The organism is Lysinibacillus sp. NPDC093216 (genome assembly GCF_050280325.1).
Lineage (GTDB): Bacteria > Bacillota > Bacilli > Bacillales_A > Planococcaceae > Lysinibacillus.
Map to the genome: position 1 here is coordinate 18539 of NZ_JBNNVB010000040.1, position 19627 is coordinate 38165.

Sequence of the window (19627 nt, forward strand, 5' to 3'; positions counted from 1 at the left end):
TATGAAAAAATTTCTATTATATTTTAGTGTCTTATTCTGTTTGGTTTCAGTAGTAGGTTGTAACGAGCAGGACAAAGCTGTAAACGGTGAATTTCTTTTAGGTAACTTTGGCGCTGATTGGAAGAAAGAAACTTATTATTTGGTTGTTCCAATTAATTGGTCAGGAAAATCACATGTAACAATAGAATCTATAAAGTTGATAAAAAAAGATGAAAAGCCTATTACATACGAGGAAGATGGTATAAAATATGAATTCTTTGGTGCGGAACCATTAAAGAAATCAGGGATATATGGTGAGTCAGATGTTGGAGGATTGAAAAATATAAAAGATTTAGAAATAGATGGTGATGGTAAAATTGTGCTTAAATTAGTATTAGGAGAAGAGGTAAAAGAAGACAGTGAACGAAGAATAAAAATTAGTTTTAGTATCAACGGAAAAGAATATGAAAAAATTGTTGAATGGAAAACCCTAGAACAAGTAACTACGGTGTCAAAAAACAACTCAGTTATACCCTACAAACAATAATACAGTGGTAATAAACGGTCATACGTTAGATGTACCAAATGATAAATTTGATTTTAAAAATCAATGATACTGGCCCTTTTCTTCAAATAACGATCTTCTACAGTCGGGCGCGATTGTGGAAGAAGCGTCTCTGTTCTTATTAAACTAACGAAGTGCTTTAATTGAATATTCGCATCCCGAAATAATCAAACTTTGTTTCAAAACAGTTGGTTTCTTTCTGTATAAAATCAGCGTTTGCAACTTACTTTTAATCGAACTTTATTAAAAAGCTACATCTATATAAAAATAAAAGCAGAATTAGTCCTTCAACTAATTCTGCAAAAAGCTATTATAATGTGTAACATTCTATTTGTCATGTTGTTAAATCTTTAACAATAGAAAATAACTTGACTTTTAATTAAAATTGTTCCTAAGCTTTTTTGTTTTCAATGAAAGAAAAGTTATGAATATAACATTGATTTTTTATGTATTTAAAAAGATTCCTTTGTTGGCGTTTGGTACACTGAAGATATGCATCAAAAGAATCTTTTTTTGTATTACAGATGGGGTTCCGAAAATAATTTTGAAGATAAAAAGGAAACAAAAAAACCCCAGTGTAATACTGGGGAGACGGTTAGTCAGGTAAATCATTTTTACTTTTCTGGATAATCTACATGTAATGGCGGTGGCACTAACCAACCTTTAGTTTTATTAAGACGTAGCAGTTTAGCGCCGAGTTGAGCTTTTGCTGTATGGAATTGACCATACATTAGTCCAATGTCTTCTCTAGTTGACATACCCATTACTTGGCTACATGTAACTAGACCAGCAGCAATGTCACCTGTTAGAGCAGCACTAATCTCTGGATCATTAAATTTTGCACCAGGAGGAATATCCTCAATTCGTGCAACAGGTCTCTCGGGTGGTGCAGGAGGCAGAGCAACGCCGTTAGTTTTTAATATTTTTTCTAACTGTTTTGCTTCTTCTCTACAAGTGTCGATGATATCTTCTATAATTTTTCTTAAATCTTCATCACCAGAATGGTTGTAAAATGTTTGATACCCAGCTATGAAGCCATAATTCACTGTAAGATGTGTCCAGATACTAAATACTTCACCGTAGTGTAATGGTTCGTCTTTAGGGTTTCCACTAAGTATTCCCATACTTGCACTTCCTCTCTTATTTGAACATTTTTAAACATGGATAGTATGGGTGTAAAATGAAAAATAATTCGTTTTTTAAGAAATAAAAAAGGGTCACTTAGAGTGTGACCAACTATAAATCAATAAAAGATTTATGTTTTGAGATGAAAAAGAAGTATTTGTACATATTACATTTATAAATGCAATAAAAAACTGCGGCGCTCGCCAACGCCACAGTCTTTAGTTAGTTTGATACATATAAGACATTCTTAGAATGTACAGATTTAAGGGAATTTATTCATTTAAAAAAGCTACAGCGTGTGTTTCTGTACAATATGACGAAAAGCCGTGACGGTCAACCAACTCCACAGCCTTTATAAGTGCGTGCGATACACTCAATTTTAATGTATGCAAATTAAGGTTACCTATACATTAAAAAAGCCGCATCATCACACCCTACAGCTCGGAAAAATGTTTGGAAAGGTAATTATGTAATAGTGGGATAGCGTTGTGCATAACAACTTGGGGCGATGCAATGCAACAGGTTGCTATCCCGAAACTAATGTATGTAATGGGATTTTAAAATATGTATAACACTATAAAAATGTCAGAAAAGGACGAAAAAAAGAGCCATCTCCTTAAAAAGAAATGACTAAATAGTAATTATGGTGTGATCGCAATTGTGGGATTGCTAAGCGTATTTGCTTAACACTACTATTTATATGATTCGATAACTAAGTTTGTATAGTTAATTGACCTAAAAAATAAAAAAAGGATCACTGCTGGTCCTTCAGCGATCCTTCGAGGAGGGAAGCAATATGCCTCTTTTATACTCTTCTAGATATGATATATGTAGTTTACATTTTGCACAAAGTGAACTGTCCATAGGAAAGAAAATGCATAGAAAGGAATGATTCTTTATGCAACAAACAATTGATTATATAAATGGATTGATCGAAGAATTATCTGACGTTAGTTGGGGAAATTCTGCAATTGTAGACTATAAAGAAGTTAAAGAAGATGATGATGTTTACGCTGAATTAACTGATGGTTCTACATTTAAAAAACAAGATGATTATTATATACAACAAACTCAACATTGTGATGATTGGTTTTCGGGAACAATTATTTATCCAATAAATGAAAATAAAGCTTTGCAAATTAATTACAGTTGTTAACACGTTTTAGAAAGAAAATATACAGGAAGGGTGCATAGATCTGAAAAGAAAAGAGGAGTAATTCCTGCGCTAGAGGTTAATCACTCCTAACTACAAAATCTATTCTTTTGAAGTTTTGAAACCAAGAGTATCTTTACTGTGTATTTTATCTCTAGACAATTGGACTTAACAATTTAAGGATAATAGAAGCATTTACGTTTATTTGTGTGCCGCCCGTCAAGGTTTGCAGGGTAACTGCTGCGGCAGAAGAATGATTCCTAAGTGTAAGAATATCGCCGGATGCTATAGAAATTAATGCCTGACCAGTGTTTTGTTGAGTGCCAGCCCCTGAGCCATAGACAGCATCCGTAACCGGTGCACCATTTAAGAATAGTGTGAATTGGTTAGGTTCAACACCTGATACGATGAAAGTAACCTCATAGATTCCTGGTGTGGTAACAAAAATTTGAGAGGTTCCAGGAACGTGCGTAATTCCAGGTGTAACTATGCCTGTTGAATCAAAAATAATATCAGCCTCTATAGCTACAACTTCAGCACTTAAATTATATATATATCCGTATTCGCATAATCCACTACATGTTGTGGGTGGTGTTACTGGAGTGGCGCCAGCAATTCCACAGAATTCGACAGCTGTGAAAGGCCCTATTTGGCTTCCACATAAGCAAGAACGTTTATTACAGTTACTACAGTTATCCATTTTTCCACCTCCATTTGTAGTATTTTATTCGTGCAAAAAATGGAGTAAAGGGCAATCGGCTACAATCTACTATTTAATCTATAAATATTAAGTTACTGCACATTTTGAGATTATTGTTCTGAGGAAGTGAGTCAAAAATGAACAAAGAAACAAGATGAAAATAAAAGAGATTCAAAGTACAATACTGCTTATTAAAAATTGCTAAATAAGTTAAACACCTTTACAATAGTGCTAATTAAATCCAATTCATGAGATGGTTTTATGTCTTAAGATGTTTATCAATATCTCATGTGACAAAGACCGCACCATAATGATGACTTTAAGATAGAGATGAAGAGTCAACCAAATGCTTAAAAACGCAAACAGTCAGGGTGAGGTATTGGATACTGAGAATATTCTAGGGAAATATAAGGAGAATATAGAATTAATTCTACAGTCATTAAAACAACTTGAGCTGGTTATTACTAAAATGCCAAGTGATGGATTGGTTGAAATTGAAAAGTTGGCTAAGGAATTAAGTATGTTGCAGAAACTCTCAACGAGTATAGAATTTAAAGCTAAGTGTCTTATTTGTAATAACGGTGAAACCATCGAGACATCAACACCTGAATAAAAATCTAGACCATACCACATCCAAATAGGTGTGGCTTTTTATTATGCATAAAGCAAAACAATCATTATGTATTTTTTTATTTAATGTGTGACAACACTTATTTCAAGTGTCGTCATCTTCTTAATTTTTATTAGAAGAAGAGAATTTTTACTAAAAGCAAAAGAATTATTAGCTGGTTAAAGGATGGTTTTATTACCAACTTTAAATTCATTTTTATCACCACCTTTTTATTATTCTGTGTGATGAGGGTAATTTATATTCCAATTATGAAAGTTGTGAAGGTGTAAGGAAGATTATCCTAATAATTATGAGCATTAGAGATGGTATTGGATTTTATGTATTCAAAAAGATACTTTTGTTACGCTCGATACACTAGGAGCATGAACCAAAGAACCTTTTTAGTTAGATATAATATGAAGCGGTGGAAACATTAATACATGCTATCCAGCTAATATAGCTGAGGAGCTTAATTACAGTCCAAGATATATCTACAACAAGCATGCTCAAATTAAACGTATGATTGAATATGCACACGACTTAGTAACTTAACATGATGTGTAGTTCAGTACAATGCATGTTAACTATTGAAAATCCGTTATATGATAGTAGTATCAAAAAGCACACGGAAATGCGTAAACAAAACTGCCTTATAAAAACAAACACGTTCGCTTGTACGTGTGTTTCGAAAACAAGTATGAGAGGCTACTAAATTGGTAGTCTCTTTTTGTAATGACAATCCGTTCCATTTATCCTATGATATAGGTAGATGGGAAATTAATAAATGGCATGTATACTTAAAGACACTAAGATATGTTAAAGCGAATAAGTAATACATAAAGGTCACACTCACAATGAGTCGTGGCTTTTTATTATACCTTAGGAGGTTGAGTTGAAATTGAAAGAGGAAAATTTAAAAGGATCACCCGGAGGATAGTGACCCTTAGTAAAGATTTGGAGGTGTAAGGTTAAATTGGTATTACCTTACAATAGTTATGAGCATTTTAGGCGATATTGGGTATTAATAACCTCTATTCATGAAAGTAGCGCCGACAATAATCAGAAGAATGAATAGAACAACGACTAAAGCGAATGGGTTTCGTTCGCGACGCTCTTCGCGAAATTCTCCGCAGTATTCCATAAAATATCCCTCCTTTCTATAATATATAATATGTATAGTTTTCAAAAAGGATTGCGATATTTATCTTAGGATGCGTTAGAAAAATGTTTAAAAATAAATATGTTAAAAATAGGTATACACTATCAAGAAAAAATAATAGATGTTAGCTAAGTCATATCCAATCGGGTATGGCTTTTTATTATGCTTAAAGGAAGGTGAATCAAATGGATACTGAATCTATTTTAAAACCAATCGAATGTTTTCTTGAAGTAATTAAAGGTACTGAATATGAAGAACAGGCTTTACAAATGAAGAAAGAAATCGAAGATGCGATTGATGATTATAATCTTGACCTGAGGGCGGAAGCTGAAAGGGAAGATTATTATTCACAATGAGAATATTAGTCATGTTCATATGAGCGTGGCTTTTTATGATGCTTAAAATGGTTGAGCATGACATTGAAAGAGGAAAAATATTTAAAAGGGTCACACGGAGGATAGTGACCCTTAGTAAAGATTTGAAGGTGTAGGAGTACCCTAATAATTATGAGCATTAGAGGCAGTATTGGGTATTAATAACGCATGAAAGTAGCGCCGATAATAATCAGAAGAATGAATAGAACAATAAGTAGCGCAAATGCTGAACCGCCACCCCAGCCACCATAACCACCATATCCACCAAATTCCTGAGACATAATAATTTCCCTCCTTTCTATAATCTATAATCTATAATATGAATAGTTGTCAAAAAGAATTGCGATATTTATCTATTTTACAAAAATAAAGTCTTATAAATTGGAAAAAATGTTATGACATTGAGAATACAACGAAGAACAGTCTGATAGACTTTCACCTGATTTCTAATCAATATCAGGAAGGTTAAAATGAAAAGGATCACTCTGGTAAAAGTGACCCTAAAAAAATAAGGAGGTGTATGGCTAATTAACTTTATCCTATTATTTATTCCTATGTTGTGAACAAAAGAGGTTTTGAGATTAATACAAGAAAGTAGCGCCGACAATAATTAAAAGAATGAATAGAACAACAATTAGGACGAATGAGGAACCGCCACCATAGCCATCGCCGTTATAACCTCCGTAACAACAATTGTTGTTGTAATTGCCTAAATTATTTCCGAAGTATCCCATGTATATACCTCCTTTCTCTTTCTATAATATGTATAGTTATAGAAAGAGAAGGAGGTATTCATCCTATTGAAAAATTTTTTTAGAATTAGAATGGGATTGCTCCTTTTGTATAGTGAGTCGTCTTAAAAAATTTAATGATGATAGGTTGAAAATATTGTTAACTAAAGGTCATATCCAAAAGGGTATGACTTTTTATTATGCAATATGGGACAGCAACGTATAAAAAACGATGGGCGAGGTGAGAGTTTGCTATCCCGAATCCATTGTATGTAAATAAACAAATAGATATTACAAAGTAAATTGTAGTGGGTTGAACAATGAGTAAAGAAGCGTGCAAAAAATTTATCACGTTCATTTAAAAAGGTAAAAATAAGTGCAATTTGTACTTCAAATACAATGGAAACACTTTCTATTATCAAGATATAAAACGTAAATAGGTTAAATGTGAGATTCTTTTGTAGGCGTTCGTTACACCGAGTGTTGGCAGACATATATGTAACTCAACAGGCAAGAGACTACCTAATAGTCCACAGCAGAAGATTTTTGTCTATTTGTAATATGGTAACTAAACAACAACACTTGGAAGAGTTTCAAAGTAACCAATGGGGTTACAAAGTTTGGTTATAAGTGAAATATAAAGCCATTCCTAAAATCCATTAGATTCTTAGGGGTTAGTGGATTTCTTATTGGATATTTATGTTAATATTACTTTAAAGATTGTGAAGAAATGTACTTAAACTAACGGAGCAGGTTTGTTCAATAAGAACCTGAGTAGGTTTTAACCCAATCTCGTATTTCGTAAAAGCATATTCTATAAGAAATAATGAGGTGATATTTTGTCTAAAAAAAAGAAAATCACTAGAATAAAACCTAACAGATTTTGTCCGTTGGTTAAGTACACAGCAATTGATGCTTGTTGTCCTTCAGTCCCAGCCTCTTCGTGTCTTTGTGACTGTTGTGTTTCTCCACTTCAGTCCGTCTTACAACAACTTGTTGGGCAAACTGTAATTCTTGGTACTATTGCAGATGCACCTAATGTACCTCCTCTCCTTTTTTTATTCACTATTGTTGAGGTGAATGATTTTTTAGTTACTGTTACAAACGGAACTACAACCTATGTAGTAAATATTTCTGATGTAACAGGGGTAGGTTTTTTCCCACCAGGACCTACTATCAATTTGTTGCCACCTGTTGATTCCGGATGTGAATGCAATTGTCGCGAACGGCCAATTAGACAATTGCTGAATACACTTATTGGTTCAACAGTAAATCTTTTGGCAAGTAATGGATCTACTGCGGTAGATTTTAACGTGGAACAAACAGGTCTTGGTATTGTGCTAGGTACTCTACCAATAAGCCCTAATCAGCCAATCTTTAGATTTGCAATTTCAACTTGCAAAATTGTAGCCGTAGGGCAGACAAATTAATTAGTAATGATTAAAACAAATATTTAAGTAAGTAGTTTATTCTTGAACTCCCATGAAAGAACTTAATTATCTTTCATTTTCTGTGGTGAAGAGCTTATTTTTGCGCTTCATGGATGGCTAACGGGGTGCTTTACTTCAAGATGGGAATCCACAGAGATCCCATCTTTTTCTTCTTCAACTAACGGCGCAGTTTAGTTGAATAGTGTTATTTAACTTGTTGTTCAACAATCGGGCCAGATTGTTGAGGAACGTTTTCAATAAATTGGATATTATTGTTGGAATATAGAGTAAGATTGTGAAGTTTCTCACTTTAACTAACGGAGGACTTTAGCAAATTATTACTTAGTTGCATAGACGGCCCTTTTTTTATTGTAGAAATAATAATGTAAAGCTTATAATTTAATTAGGTGATTAAAAGTGACTATACAACATAAAAAGATAAACAATTTTTATGATAGGCGTATACTGTTCAATAAATATCGTAAAAATACACCCAGCGTAATCTTTATTGCAGGGTTAGGCGATAGCCATGAAACATGGAAAAAGGTCCAAGACCGAATATCGGATGAAACGTCAACCTTGTCCTATGACAGGGCGGGTATTGGCAGGAGTCAAGACGTAGCTGTCCCGAGAACTTGCTGTGATCTTGTTGAGGAGCTCTCCGAATTGGTGCAAGCGCTTGACGTGGAGAAGCCCTATATATTAGTAGGCCATTCCTTTGGTGGATTGGTCGCCAAATTGTATACCAGTCTTTATCCGCTAGACATCTGTGGTATGGTTTTGGTTGACGCTGCACCGGAATATAAAGAACTTGCCTATGAAAAGGTTCTACCAGAAAATCTACTTGCAGGAAATAGGGAATATTTCGAGAATCCTATGTTGAATAGTGAGAAAATTGATAAAATACAGAGTTATAAGCAAATTGTTGATTATTCAAAACAAAGTGACATCCCTCTCTCAATTATTACAAGAGGTTTACCCGATAATAATGAAGATGGATGGCCCTCTCAAGAAATATTAGAAATTGAACAAAGTCTACAAGCAGAATTCCAATGGCTGTCAACGTCAAGTAAGTTCCAGATTGCTAGTCGTAGTGGACATTATATACATAATGATGAGCCTGATATTGTAATAGAAGAGATTTTATTAATGTTAAAGGGGATGGAAAAGTGAGCGATATAAGGTTGAAACTTATGGAGGATTTGCAAAGAATTGAGGAGAATGAGTATCAGTTAGGCGAAGGTGAGCAGCATCAAGATTTCTTACCTTTGTTACTTCAATATATCGGCGATCCTCAGCCAGAATTGCGGGATAACTTGATTTATCCGATGTTTTATATGTGGATTAAGGAAGAGAATAGGTTCAGTGATGAGGAGTTGCGTAGTCTCTTAACTGTTCTGACTGATGAGAACCATTTGTTCTATAATATTGGCAGCGAGGATGATCAGTCAGTTTTTACAAGGACGTTTTCTGCCTTGCCTATCGCTTTGATTATACAACGCCACAGACAGAATCCATTTTTAAATCAAGAAGAAATTGAGCAATTAATGCAAGAAATGCTCCGTTATTACAATGAGGAGAAGGATTTGCGGGGTTACCTTTCAGTAGGAGGCTGGGCTCACGGCGCATCACACGGTGCAGATGTTTTTGTTGAGTTGGTGCAGTGCGAGGAGAGCAGCGTTGCAATGCTACGTGAGGTTCTTGTCGCTATTTCTGGCATGCTACATAATGGAATACATATTTTTAGTGATGAAGATGATGAGCGGTTGGTCAATATCGTGGATACGATGATTGACAAAGAGTTACTTCCACATCAAGAAATTGCTGATTGGATTAGCTGCTTAGCGCAATGCTGCAATTTGCCGAGAAGTCGCAGTCAGGTGATTGCTCGCGTGAACAGCAAGAATTTTTTACGCAGTCTCTATTTCAGAAGGGGACAAGATAGCCGAGGGAATGAGCTTAATACTGCCATACTTGGCACTGAGGCAAAATTAAACAGGTTTTCTATCAGTTAAAGGATCCCAATCCATGGATTTGGCTGAGGGATTTACTGGTTTATTCCTCCATTAAAGCGCTTATTAACGGAGGAAATATTATAGAAATAATCAAACTTTTTTATAAAAGAATGATTCCATAAAATATATAATGAGCATGTTTTGATTAATCTTTTTTAAAACATGCTCTTTCTTTTTGCCTGTTTATCGACGCTATTAGGTATTATTTTGAACAATCTTTATTATAAAGCTAAACCACTTGCATCAATTTTTATGGGGTGACGAATGTTTGCGGTGCGGTCACATTTATGGATTTTATTTTGAAGATATATAATTTTTGATTTTTTAATTGCATGTCATCAAAAGTAGATCAAATGCTAATTTTTGTTCTATAAATGTGGAACGAAGATAAATATAAGTTATTCCATTAAAGGGCGCTATTATTGAGCACCACTGGGAAAATATGAGCAATCTTTTTATAAAATCCAAAATTAAATCTACTCGAACAGAATCCATTTTGATCAAACTTTTTTCAAAGCAACAGCTTTCTTATTAGGGAGAAGATTCAGCGGCAAAAGCGTTCTATCATGTACAGACCATGCTTCTCCGGCGCTGTGGGAATAGCGCCATCGATTCATATTCAGAAAAGTGCGGTCAGTTAATATTTTAAAAGAAGCTTTCGTCTGCTGTTCGAGAAAAAGGCCCTTTACTAAGACCTTAGTCTGAGAAAAATATAATCCTCGGGCGGGTTTATTCAATTGCCTTCTTCCTTTATCATCGTAGTAAGTAGCACTTTACAATTAACTAGAGAAAATTAAGGGAGAGAAGGCAATTGAATAAAGTATGGCGTTTCATCGTGGTATTTTGTTTTCAAAGTCGAATTTGTCTAAATTAACCATTTTTATCCCCCGATCAATTGATAATTAAGTATTATAAAAGGAATAGTTTATTATATGCTATTTAAACTTTTATATAAATTAAACAACAATATTGTTACTTATTTTGTTATCTTAAATAAATAAAAGAAAAAATTAATCAACTTTATTAAAACACCGTCCTTAATATGGACGGTGTTTTAGTATTTACAAAAGTTTTTTAAAAACAACTTTATTGTCAATTGTAATTTTCTAATTTTCGTATTAAATGATCATGTGGTTCCAGTTGGTCAATCGTTACATAATTTCATTTTAAGTGACATATACGTTGAGAATCTCGATGAAAGCACACCTAGGTTAAATTTAAACCGAAGTAATGATTAAATTACATTTTATATTTTAAATATTTAAAAAGTTCTTAAAAATGTATTACAATATGTGTAACGATATTATTATCCATATTTTGTTTAAATATTTTTTAGCTAGAGCATATTCTTGGTATAAGTATATAGGAGGCGCGATGTCAAAGAAAAATATACAAAATGAATATTGGGAAGAAAATGAGTTAGAGTATTTTCCTAAAAGGAGAGTTAGCAATAAATTAAGTTGGAAAATACACCATATTGCCGGTTCTTTTTACAGCAATAAAATGGGAAGGGTAATTGAATATGAATCGCTGGGAGAATGTTTATTTTACTTTTTCTTAGAACTGGCGAGAGAAGTAGAGCGATATTATGTACAACCAGTAGAAATTGAAATTCCTTATCTTTCAGGAGATGGGGATAGAAAGAGCTGGATTCATATTCCGGATGTATTAGTGTTTGGTAATGGATTTAAGCCAATGATATTTCAAATTAAAGAGACTCCACAGGAAAGTAAAAAACATGATTTTATAAATAAAATATGTCAAGAATACTCAGCTAAAAGGCAGTGGGAATATAAAGTTATTTATCCAAAGAAACTACCGCAAACAATTTTGTATAATATTAAATTTTTACAAGGGGCCATTCGTAAACGTAAGAGATTTGATGAATGGATACCTGAAATAATTTATCGAGTAGAACATATGGAGAATATAACAATAGACGAACTTGCTTCTAGTTTCTCACCTAAAGCGAACCCCCTACTAGTAATGCCAGCTATCTATCATCTTATTGCCACAGGAATTTTACAAATCAATATTACAAAGGAAATTGACCAGTATAGTGAAGTTAGGTTAAAAAAGCTAAACGAACAGCTACTACCATATCTTAATTTGGATGGTGATTTATTTGAATATTAGTGAGCTGAAATTAAATGGAGAAGTAAATTACTATGGTATGACATATATAATTTTGGCAATTGATCCACCTATCATTACTTTAAAAAGGAAAAATAATAGTGGAGATGCAATATCCATTAATTATTTTGAGTTAATAACAAATCCATCTTTTCATGCAAAAAGATCAATTAAAAGATTTATTGAAAAAGACAATAGTGTTTATTTTTCAGTTTTAGATTCTTTAGATGAAAAGAAAAGAGAAGAAGTATCAAAACGCTTAAAAATTATTAGACCTTTGTTATTGCTAGAAAAAATAAAACAAAGTCATTTTCCGTCTTATGTAGAGTTTCTTGAGAACTATAAAGACTTATTAAAAGAAAATGAAAATCCGGAGAAAATAAAACAAGAATTACTAATAGAGAGAGTAGCAATAAAATATTCTCTCTCAGACAGGACAATAAAAAGATATTTAGCAAATTATCGTAAAGTTGCTCATGAGAATCCTGCATATGGTGAAGAAGGGTTAATATCTAATGCAGGGGCAGGATATAAATATCGTAATGATAATAAAACTTTAATAATCAATCACCCTAAACATCCAGAGATGATATTAGATCAAATTCAAATTCGTCTGAGTGATGAATATATACCAATAATTAAAGAAGTAATTGAAAATGATTATTTGACACTTCAACGTAAAAGTAAAGCGAAAATTATTGATTTAATTAATATCAAATGTTCGATTAATGGGGTCCCACCTATAAAACCTGAGACTATGTATAAAATATTTGAACGGATCTCATCTAAAGTAGTTGAAAGAATGAGGTTCGGAACAAAGTCAATAAATAAGTATGAAGAAGTAAATAGAGGTTTTGCCAATAACGAAGCACTTTATCCACTGCATCTAGTAGAAATTGATCATACCCGAATGGACATAGAGGTTATTGACGAAAAAAATGGTGCTGTAAAAGGAAACCCATGGATAACATTAGGAATTGATGTTTATTCAAGGATGGTTTGGTGTATGTATATTTCATTTGAGCCACCCTCTGCTAATCGGGTTAGAAAAGCTATTCAACAAGGGGTTTTATTTAAAAATACAAAAGAACTATATGGAACTTTTAATGATTGGGAGATTTTTGGTATTCCACACACTATGCAATTTGATAATGGTCCAGAATTTAATAATCGTGCTATTAAGCGCTTAGTCGATGAAACTTTAAAGTCGAATATTAGGTTTCGTCCAATAGCAACGCCTAGATATGGAGGAACTATTGAGAGATTGATTGGTACAATTAATACACAAGTTTTACACAATTTAAATGGTACAACAAAAAGTAATATTTTCGATAAAGGAGAGTATGACTCAACAGAAAATGCTTTATTGAGTATTGAAAATGTAAGGGAAATTTTAACTAAGTATATAACAGACATCTATCATTTTCAAAAACACGCAGGGTTACCATTAGATTGTAATTTACCAATGACGCGTTTTCATGAGGGGCTAAAGAAGAGAGGGTTACCTGAATTTATAGAATCAGAAGACGAAGATTTATTTAAAGTATCTTTATTACCGACATTATATAAACCTTATACAAGGGATGGCGTTCGGATTGATAATCGTATTTATAGATTAAATTCATTATCTCATCTAATTGATAAAAGAGAGGTAAAGTATAGAGTTAAGTATGACATTGATGATATTTCATACATATATATTAAACCTCCAAATGAAAATAATTATGTAAAGGTTAATATTGTTAATCCTCCTTATGAAACTGTCCAAGGGATGAATGCTTATACTTATAAATTGTTGTTGAAGTATTTAAGAGACAAGGGCGAATTAAGAAGGAACAAAATTGCTACAGATGAACAAATTCTTCAGGCAAAAGCTGCTCTTCAAAAAGATATTGAGAAAATGTATAAAACTAATAGAAAAACGAGACAACAATTGGAAAGAATGGAGTGGAAAGTTGAGGTAACTAAAACTAATATAAATCAAAAAGAAAAAGTTAATAAGGACAATAAACTTACCTATGAACAACTTATGGCTAATGCAGTAAAAATTTTTAATGAAAGCTCAGATGAAAATTAAGAGGAGTGGGAAAATGGTATCTAACTCGACAACTAATTCTTTTTCGGAGTTTGCTGATAGAGTCTTAAATATAAATGTAGATCTTCCTAATGCTGAGTCAATATATAAAGTTATGGATTCTCATATTAAAAGGATAGGCAAAACTCGACATCTATTTATTACAGGACCGTCAAATGTGGGTAAAACTAAAATGGCGGAGAACTATATTCAAAGATACCCAGGATATACTTTAACCGAAGAAGACGGTACAGAAGTGGAAATTAAACCAGTGATTTATATGGAAGCCCCCCACCCATTTACCTTATTAGAGTTTTATCATGAACTGTTATACGGGTTAGGCTCTCCACGCTTAGGTGGTGTACCTAAGATAAATGATTTGAAGGTTCGTGCTTATCACTTAATAGATAGGCAAAAAGTGAAAATGGTCATTATAGATGAAGTAAATAATATACAGACCTCTGGTATTAATAAAAATTCAGCTATGGACGCCATAAAACATATGGCCAATAAAACGAATGTTACATTAGTTTTAATGGGTACCCCTGAAGCAGCAGAATTAAGAACTTTAGATGAACAGTATAAATCAAGATATCGTCCACGTTCTATCAATCGTTTTACAGAATGTAATGAAGAATTTTGTTTATTTTTAAATAAGATAGAAGAACAATTGAAATTTCCAAAGAAAATTGGCCTAGGAGACTTAAAAACAGGGCTACCTCAAATACTACATTTTCAAAGTAAAGGAAAAGTAGGTTATTTAGTTCCTATTATACAGGAAGCATATGATTTGCTAGGAGTTTTTCAAGAGTCATTCAATGACTTCAATAATGCCATCTTATCGCCATATGCACTGGATGAGGCGTATAAAATAATACAGGGAGATTTTATTGATGATATTCTAGATGAAAAACATTAAAAAGGGAGTATTACCTATACCAAAAGGGAATAATTGTGTTAAAAACTTTTGGAGAGGTTATTATTGAAGCCAAAATTCTTAACAATAAGAATTAGACCTTATGAGGATGAATTATTATCTAGTTTACTAATTAGGTTAGCTAATGCTAATGGTATCGATGTTTTAAAATTTTGTTCCGGCTTTAATATCAGCACTTCACATTATCTACAAAAAAACGATATAGATCTAATTGATTTTTATCCGTTAAATATTCTTGATATTGGAAAAATAGCAGAGATAAATAATTTAGATAAAACGACACTGCTTAATAAAACGTTTTTAAAAGTGATAAAAAAATTTACTGCTGAAAATTTCTCCAGAGTACGAAGTTTTACAGATTTAATTAGGAAAAAGCTATATTATTGTCCAGAATGTCTAAAGGAAAGTAATTATTATAGGGTTTTATGGAAAGTAGCAGGAGTAAATGGCTGTTTAAAACATAATAAATTTCTTATAGATAGGTGTCACAATTGCAATAAAGATATTCTCTTTAAGGAAGTATGTATAATGGGTTTCTGCCCCCATTGTAATTTTGCTTTAAAAAATTGCAAATCTATACTTGATAAAAAAGTACTTGTAGAAATAAACACTCATTTAATAAAGTCTTGGGAGTATTTATGGGGAGATAAGGTTCAGTCTATTCATACTAATCAGATGCCACTTAATTTATTGTATTTATTGAATGGATTTAAATTGGATTTAGATAGAACGTTAGTTACTAGAAATTTGAACAAACATGCTTCATTATCTATTTTGCTTCAGCATGTAAGAGGTACAAATGGATGTAGGAAAAATTTGCACTTGGGTATTGTATTGAATATTTTAAAAGAACAAAACTATAGTTTGGAGCAATTACTTAAACTAAAAGTTCCGAATGAGTTTATGACGAGACTCCAAACTAAAAAGAAAATAGATTATGTTTCATGTATGGCTCCTTGGTGTTCTTCTTTCGGAGAATTTGGATCTTTAGCTAAGACTGGGACAAGCAAGAAAAAGAAAAAAGATGGGGAAGAGTTAAAGTATTACCTTCTTTGTACTAAGTGTGGCTGTGAATATGCATTAACACTTGATGATCAACTAGTAGAACGAACATATTTTATTCACGCATACAATGAATTGATTACTGTTGATACATCAAGAAGCAATTTAAAAAGACTTGCTGCTACTTTAAAAATGTCTATTGATAAAACAAAAAGGTGTATATGTTATTTCATAAGTAGGAACCAATTTAATGATTGTTGCTTTTCTAAAGAATTTATGATGGATAATAATAAATTAAAAAATATCCTTAATGGAATTAGGGAAGGAATAGGGTTAAAGGAAATTAGACATTGGAACATATGGGAAAGCTACAATGAGTTTTTAATTTACAGATATCACGTAGATGTAATGAATGAATTGCACAGTAAAGGAGATTTTACTACTAAAACAAAAAATTATTCGAACAATAACTCACAATTATTATTAGTGAGGAGTACTGTTAAGACTTTATTTGAGATGAATGAAAATATCACAATAAAGAGTGTAAGTACTAAATTAAAGGTCTCTCCTGAAACAATCCGTAATTGGGGAGGGAATAAATATATAGCAGAAATGAAAAGGGAGCAGAAAGAATTTAGGTTATATCACTTGAGAAAAGAAATAAAAGATAAGGTAGAAATATATATAAGTGAAAGGTGTTCAGAAAATATCTCCCCGAATAAATTGTATGAATACTTAGAAATTAAGAGGTCGGTTTTATGGAAAAAGGATAAGGAATTAACTAGGTTTATTGCAGATAAATTAGGTACTCATAAAGAACCAAAAGTTTCTAAATAGATTAATTTAGGAGGGGTGAGTTTGAATGGAGGTTAGAAGAAAATTTACTATTAGGCCTAAATTGATAGAGGAGGAGTCTTTATCAAGTTATCTCGTTAGAACAGCAAATCTAAATGGGATCACCAGTATCTCGGAAATATGGCAAGTGGTAAAAAAAGGATCATATGAAGTTGCTAGGAATTACTTTTATAAGTTCGACTTATTTCCTACAGATATTGTTCATTTAAAAGACTTATCAATTTTATTAAATATAAAAGCTAACGAATTGGTAGTACATTCATTTGAGCCAATAGTTAGCTTTCTTTATCCGGGAGCATTCGGCAAAATGATTTTTGGTAAAGAGATTGAGCTTAAACACCGACGATTTTGCAGAAGTTGTTTAAAGGAGAATGGAGCATTTCAACTTTTATGGCAAGTTAAAGAGATACAAATGTGCAATAAACATTTAACTAGGATAGAATCAAAATGTCATGGATGTGGAAGTGAGCAATCTTATTCAAAAAAGGTGCTTTTAGAACACCTGAATTGTAGTGTTTGTGGGGAATTATTGTATAAAAATATAGGAAAATCTTCTCAGGATTATAACTTTATAAACAAGCAATTACGGATCTATAGAGACTGGAACAGTTTATATACATTATCAAATTTTATAAATAGTAATAATCCAAAAATGTCTCAACCAATTCATCGGAAAATAGCAATTTTATTATTATTTTTAACAACTCCGGATACAGGAAGTATAAATTATAAGAACCATCCCTTTTTTTCTCCTTCACAGGCGAAAAGATTATTAGATCTTGTGAGAAACAAATCTAATGACACTTTACGATTAGAATTTATATTAAACACTTTGAGAAAATTAGACATTGAAATAAACAGTTTCTTGTGTTTAGAAGTTCCAATATCTTTTATGCGAAGATCAATAAATAAAGCAAAGAATAAAAAAATTCAGGTTGTTGATTGTAAATCAGAATGGTGTAAATCCTATGGTACATCTAATAAGATGGTAGATATGAAATTTTCCGCTAATAAATATGTACCTAAACAAAATCTATATAATCAAATATGTGTGTGTACAGACTGCTGGGTAAAGGTTGGTATTAGTAAAGAAAAATTAATATGGGAAGAAGTAAATATTTCAATGGATTTATTAGAAAAAATTAATGACTCAATTGTTAAGGGCTTCTCTGAAAAAGAAATAATTCAACAGCTGGAAATAAATCCTGATAATTTATATTTCTATATGGGATATATATATCGCTTTAAACCATTTAATAATAATAATTTAAATACGGAAGCTAGAGTAAAAGAAGAAAGCGGTAGTAAATTGATAGACAAATTTTCTTTATTAAAATCCTTTTGGAAAAGAAATGAGCAGCTAACTTTACAAGCAACAAAACTTTTTGGGTGGGATGTTTTATCAACTTATTATTATTTTTGGCATCCTAAGGTACAAAAAAATATATACTTAGAGGAAAATTTACGAACAACAAATATAAAGAAAAGAAAACAATTAAAAAATAAATTGGACAGGGTGATTATGCACCTTGTTGAAAATAATATAGAGATATCTTTAAAAGAAGTAGCAGCTAGTTTAGATATAACAGAAAACACCTTGAAATATCATAACCTAATGGAAAATATAAATGAGGAAAAACTAAGGAATAAATTAAATAAAGAGAATGAACAAAAGGCGTTTATTTTCCAAAAAATAAATGAATATATTAATAATAAGAAAGCAAATGAAGAAATTATTTTAGTACATGAAGTACATAAATTTATTGGAGTATCCGAAAAAATCACAAAAAAATATCCTGAAATATCTAGGTTTATTTCTAATTCAGCGAAAGAAAGTAAATCCGAACAAAAATTAATAAAGAAGAGGAATTTAGAAAAAACTATAATTCAGATTTATAAACAATATGGTAGGGTTGATTATTCTCTTTTAAGTGAGTTTTTAGGAGTTACCAAAAAGACATTGACTAGCTCTAGTGGAGTGTATAAAGGGATCTCTTCATTGATAAAAAATATATTAGCTGATTTAGAGAATGATAAAAGCTGTAATACAAACAATAAAAAATAGAAACATGGTAACTTGATCTTTACTTCGTTCAATTAATTTAACCTAGACCTACTTTAATAAGGAGCCATTATAAAAGCATTCACATGTGATAAAACTATAAATAGTTCTTATATTTATAAAAAAAGCTGTTTTCGATAAAAGAAGATAAGAATACGGAAGCGTTGAAGACGAACAACTAGTTGAATTTGTTGATGAAATAGATGAGGAAATTATATCTGTAATTTATCGATTATACAATAAGACTTTAAAAGATTTAGAAAATCATTAAAGTTTGCTTCCTAATCCAGATATCTTTTTCAAGATACTTACCCCCATAATAGCAAGCTATTTTATATAATGTGAAATGTGAAATAACCTAAAGAATTCTCGGAATCAAACTATAAAGAATTTTAAAGCGATATAGTTTATGACAGTGTATATTATAAAATCATGTAATTATGACAGTTGTTATTATAAAAAATGACACCAAGATCTTATAAATTGCATTAAAATACATATAATTTTATGACAACATTAAATATAATTCACACTTGTGTGTAGATTTGAAATAAAGTTGTACCGTTTGTAAAAAAGATGTACCGTTTAAAATAAAGTTATACCGTTTGTAAAAAAGTTGCACCGTTTTGAGGCTGGGACATAACTAGCTTCAATTAGTGAGAAATCCGAATTTGAATGAATTCAAATTCGGATTTCTCTATTTTTTATGTTGTCTCCATATAG

18 protein-coding genes and 1 pseudogene are annotated in these 19627 nt (G+C 31.8%); 13 read left to right on the forward strand and 6 right to left on the reverse strand.

All coding sequences use genetic code 11. The features are described 5' to 3' along the window. The first annotated feature begins 1 nt into the window (after position 1). Together ACQKOG_RS25395 and ACQKOG_RS25400 are read left to right on the forward strand one after the other, a co-directional pair. Positions 2-526, forward strand: a complete 525-nt coding sequence (locus tag ACQKOG_RS25395) for a hypothetical protein (RefSeq protein ID WP_427448470.1) — start codon at positions 2-4, stop codon at positions 524-526. 4 nt (positions 527-530) lie between these two features. Beyond that, positions 531-593 (forward strand): hypothetical protein, encoded by a 63-nt coding sequence (locus tag ACQKOG_RS25400; protein WP_427448481.1) that lies wholly within the window; start codon positions 531-533, stop codon positions 591-593. Positions 594-1158: 565 nt separating this feature from the next. Here ACQKOG_RS25400 and ACQKOG_RS25405 read toward each other — a convergent pair. Next, positions 1159-1668: a DUF3231 family protein gene (locus ACQKOG_RS25405; protein ID WP_400721118.1), complete on the reverse strand. Its 510-nt coding sequence runs from the start codon at positions 1666-1668 to the stop codon at positions 1159-1161. 899 nt (positions 1669-2567) lie between these two features. Between ACQKOG_RS25405 and ACQKOG_RS25410 the strand changes: the two genes are divergently transcribed. Continuing rightward, a complete protein-coding gene (locus ACQKOG_RS25410) occupies positions 2568-2825 on the forward strand; it encodes a hypothetical protein (protein ID WP_427448471.1) in 258 nt (85 codons plus the stop codon). A gap of 151 nt (positions 2826-2976) precedes the next feature. Here ACQKOG_RS25410 and ACQKOG_RS25415 read toward each other — a convergent pair whose 3' ends face one another. Further along, entirely contained in the window at positions 2977-3522 is a 546-nt protein-coding gene (locus tag ACQKOG_RS25415) for a collagen-like protein (protein ID WP_427448472.1), read from the reverse strand. A 346-nt stretch (positions 3523-3868) separates the two neighbouring features. On the opposite strand from ACQKOG_RS25415, the gene ACQKOG_RS25420 reads away from it, so the two are divergent. Next, complete coding sequence (locus ACQKOG_RS25420) at positions 3869-4135, forward strand: hypothetical protein (RefSeq protein WP_400721110.1); 267 nt, start codon at positions 3869-3871, stop codon at positions 4133-4135. A gap of 1018 nt (positions 4136-5153) precedes the next feature. Here ACQKOG_RS25420 and ACQKOG_RS25425 read toward each other — a convergent pair. Then, complete coding sequence (locus ACQKOG_RS25425; RefSeq protein WP_400721107.1) at positions 5154-5273, reverse strand: YjcZ family sporulation protein; 120 nt, start codon at positions 5271-5273, stop codon at positions 5154-5156. Positions 5274-5476: 203 nt separating this feature from the next. Here ACQKOG_RS25425 and ACQKOG_RS25430 point away from each other — a divergent pair, with 203 nt between their 5' ends. After that, on the forward strand, positions 5477-5647 hold the full coding sequence (locus ACQKOG_RS25430) for a hypothetical protein (RefSeq protein WP_427448473.1): 171 nt from the start codon (positions 5477-5479) through the stop codon (positions 5645-5647). Positions 5648-5823: 176 nt separating this feature from the next. Here ACQKOG_RS25430 and ACQKOG_RS25435 read toward each other — a convergent pair whose 3' ends face one another. Together ACQKOG_RS25435 and ACQKOG_RS25440 are read right to left on the reverse strand one after the other, a co-directional pair. Continuing rightward, on the reverse strand, positions 5824-5946 hold the full coding sequence (locus ACQKOG_RS25435) for a YjcZ family sporulation protein (RefSeq protein WP_400721101.1): 123 nt from the start codon (positions 5944-5946) through the stop codon (positions 5824-5826). A 300-nt stretch (positions 5947-6246) separates the two neighbouring features. Next, positions 6247-6399 carry a YjcZ family sporulation protein gene (locus ACQKOG_RS25440; protein ID WP_400721098.1) on the reverse strand — a complete coding sequence of 51 codons (153 nt, stop codon included), beginning with the start codon at positions 6397-6399 and terminating at the stop codon, positions 6247-6249. A gap of 941 nt (positions 6400-7340) precedes the next feature. Between ACQKOG_RS25440 and ACQKOG_RS25445 the strand changes: the two are divergent. From ACQKOG_RS25445 to ACQKOG_RS25455, 3 genes and pseudogenes are all read left to right on the forward strand, one after another. After that, a pseudogene (locus ACQKOG_RS25445) lies at positions 7341-7826 on the forward strand (bclA protein); the annotation flags it as partial. Positions 7827-8243: 417 nt separating this feature from the next. Further along, a complete protein-coding gene (locus ACQKOG_RS25450; protein WP_427448474.1) occupies positions 8244-8999 on the forward strand; it encodes an alpha/beta fold hydrolase in 756 nt (251 codons plus the stop codon). Continuing rightward, positions 8996-9841: a DUF2785 domain-containing protein gene (locus ACQKOG_RS25455; protein WP_400721126.1), complete on the forward strand. Its 846-nt coding sequence runs from the start codon at positions 8996-8998 to the stop codon at positions 9839-9841. The genes ACQKOG_RS25450 and ACQKOG_RS25455 overlap by 4 nt, the downstream gene beginning before the upstream one ends. Positions 9842-10341: 500 nt before the next feature. Here the strand turns inward: ACQKOG_RS25455 and ACQKOG_RS25460 are convergent, their stop codons facing one another. Next, on the reverse strand, positions 10342-10578 hold the full coding sequence (locus ACQKOG_RS25460; protein WP_427448475.1) for a hypothetical protein: 237 nt from the start codon (positions 10576-10578) through the stop codon (positions 10342-10344). Between the two features lie 637 nt (positions 10579-11215). Between ACQKOG_RS25460 and ACQKOG_RS25465 the strand changes: the two genes are divergently transcribed. From ACQKOG_RS25465 to ACQKOG_RS25485, 5 genes are all read left to right on the forward strand, one after another. Next, on the forward strand, positions 11216-11977 hold the full coding sequence (locus ACQKOG_RS25465) for a hypothetical protein (RefSeq protein WP_427448476.1): 762 nt from the start codon (positions 11216-11218) through the stop codon (positions 11975-11977). Continuing rightward, positions 11967-14051, forward strand: a complete 2085-nt coding sequence (locus tag ACQKOG_RS25470) for a hypothetical protein (protein ID WP_427448477.1) — start codon at positions 11967-11969, stop codon at positions 14049-14051. Before ACQKOG_RS25465 ends, ACQKOG_RS25470 begins: the two co-directional genes overlap by 11 nt. Positions 14052-14064: 13 nt before the next feature. Next, positions 14065-14967, forward strand: coding sequence for a TniB family NTP-binding protein (locus ACQKOG_RS25475; protein WP_427448478.1), 903 nt, complete (start codon positions 14065-14067; stop codon positions 14965-14967). A 63-nt stretch (positions 14968-15030) separates the two neighbouring features. Beyond that, positions 15031-16824, forward strand: a complete 1794-nt coding sequence (locus ACQKOG_RS25480; RefSeq protein WP_427448479.1) for a TniQ family protein — start codon at positions 15031-15033, stop codon at positions 16822-16824. 25 nt (positions 16825-16849) lie between these two features. After that, positions 16850-18907: a TniQ family protein gene (locus ACQKOG_RS25485; RefSeq protein ID WP_427448480.1), complete on the forward strand. Its 2058-nt coding sequence runs from the start codon at positions 16850-16852 to the stop codon at positions 18905-18907. Positions 18908-19627: the final 720 nt, after the last annotated feature.